Below are 1,768 nucleotides of genomic sequence, written 5' to 3'. Positions count from 1 at the left end.
GCATGCGCGCGATCTCGCGCCGTTCAGCCAGGCTCAGGTGGATGTAGGGCAGGGTCATTCAGCCTCCGAGTGCAAACCCATTGTTTGTAACGGAATTCGCACTTCAGAATAGAATCCACCCGCCGGCTAAATAAATTCGCATAATTAGTGTTTTGACAAGAAGTCTGTAACCGGTGCCGTGCCATGATCCTCCGGACCTGGAGGATTGCATGCGGACCAATCAACGGCTGGCCCAACTGTGGCTCGATGCTCTGGCAACGGAACTCGGGGCATCGTCCAGTACCATCGACACCTACACCGATGATCTAAACTGCTACCTTGTCTGGCTTGATGAGAACAGTCTCGGCTTGGACGAGGTCGGCCTGGAGCAGGTGCGGGACTACATCGCCGCTCTCGATCAGCGCGGCTACGCCGGATCGACCATGGCCCGGCGCATTACGGTGGCACGCGGCTTGCATAAGTTCCTGATCGCCGAGGAACTCGGCTCGCGCGATCCCACATCCCATCTGTCAGCCATGAAGCGGGCCCGCAAGCTCCCCTTTGTCTTATCGATCGCCGAAACCGAGGCGCTCCTGGAAACCGCCCACAAGTGTGCAGCCGATCCGTCGGTGGGCCTTTACCGGCAGGCCGGCTATGCGCGGAGGGTTGCTTTGTTCGAGACGCTCTATGCCTCAGGCATGCGCATCAGCGAGGCCCTGTCGTTACCCGCCGATGCTGCGCCACCTGGAACCCGCATGCTGCTGGTGCGCGGCAAGGGCGACAAGCAGCGGCTCGTGCCCCTGCATGCTCGAGCCATTGAGGCGATCGGCCAGTGGCAGAAGCTGGCCCGCGCCTATTCCGGCGGAGCGCCCTCGTCCTGGCTGTTCCATTCAGTCCGCAACGGCAGCAAGGCCCTGACGCGCCAAGCGGCCCTGCTCGAGATCAAGGAGGCGGCTGTGGCGGCAGGCCTCACCAATCCGGATCGGGTGTCACCGCATGTGCTGCGGCATGCCTTTGCCACCCACATGCACTCGGGCGGTACCGACCTGCGCGTGCTGCAGGAACTGCTCGGTCATGCCGGCATCGAGACCACCCAGATCTACACCCATCTCGACACCTCCCGCCTCCACCACATGGTTCGAGACCTCCACCCGCTCAATGAGGGGCAGGAGCAGGACGAGCATCCAGCTCTGCTTGGGAACACAGCTGTGGCAGTGCAGCCCTGATGGTGGCGTATGGTAGAATGACGTCGGACCGCCGATCCGGAGGGTGCGTGATGATCCGAGCCTCATGCCACACTGCCGACAATGCCTTGGCTCTCGAGTTTGACGCGACGCCATGGTTTCGTGAGGCCGATCCGCAAAGCCTCCTACACCTTGCCAGGCAGGACTGGTCCAGCACGTGGATTGCCGACGCCCTGGAGACCCAGCCGGGGTACGAAGGACTGCATCAACTCGTCAGTTATGCCGCCACCCGGCTGCGGGAGGAATCGCTCGAGGATCCCACCTGGGATGCGCTCAACTGCGTCGTCAACCCGTCTGATGCGAGGCAATGGTTGGCCGAGAACAGACCGGAGATCGCGGCAATGGTCCAGGTCCAACACAAGCCCCGGTAATTCAATTCATTGCATCCAGCAGGTCTGTACAGCTCTGTGGGCGGATCGGCACTCCCGACGCTGCGGGCTATTTTGAAGGTGGGCCAGAGCGAGGTCGTAACCCCCAATGCTGGAGCGAGACCGGGTGGAAGTTTTATCGGGCGTCGCAGCCCTCACGGCTAGGCGGGTGTCTCG

Annotated in this window: 2 protein-coding genes; both read left to right on the top strand. The window is 62.0% G+C overall.

Translation table 11 applies throughout. The features are described from left to right. Positions 1-209: 209 nt before the first annotated feature. A complete protein-coding gene (locus tag ACS5Q1_RS47200) occupies positions 210-1,205 on the top strand; it encodes a tyrosine recombinase (RefSeq protein ID WP_473104675.1) in 996 nt (331 codons plus the stop codon). Between the two features lie 50 nt (positions 1,206-1,255). After that, positions 1,256-1,594: a hypothetical protein gene (locus ACS5Q1_RS47195; protein WP_473104674.1), complete on the top strand. Its 339-nt coding sequence runs from the start codon at positions 1,256-1,258 to the stop codon at positions 1,592-1,594. The last annotated feature ends 174 nt before the right edge of the window (positions 1,595-1,768 follow it).

The sequence above is a fragment of the Microvirga sp. GN3 genome, from assembly GCF_055792825.1.
The sequence above is the reverse complement of the archived record's forward strand: the minus strand, read 5'-3'. Positions and strand labels throughout refer to the sequence as shown.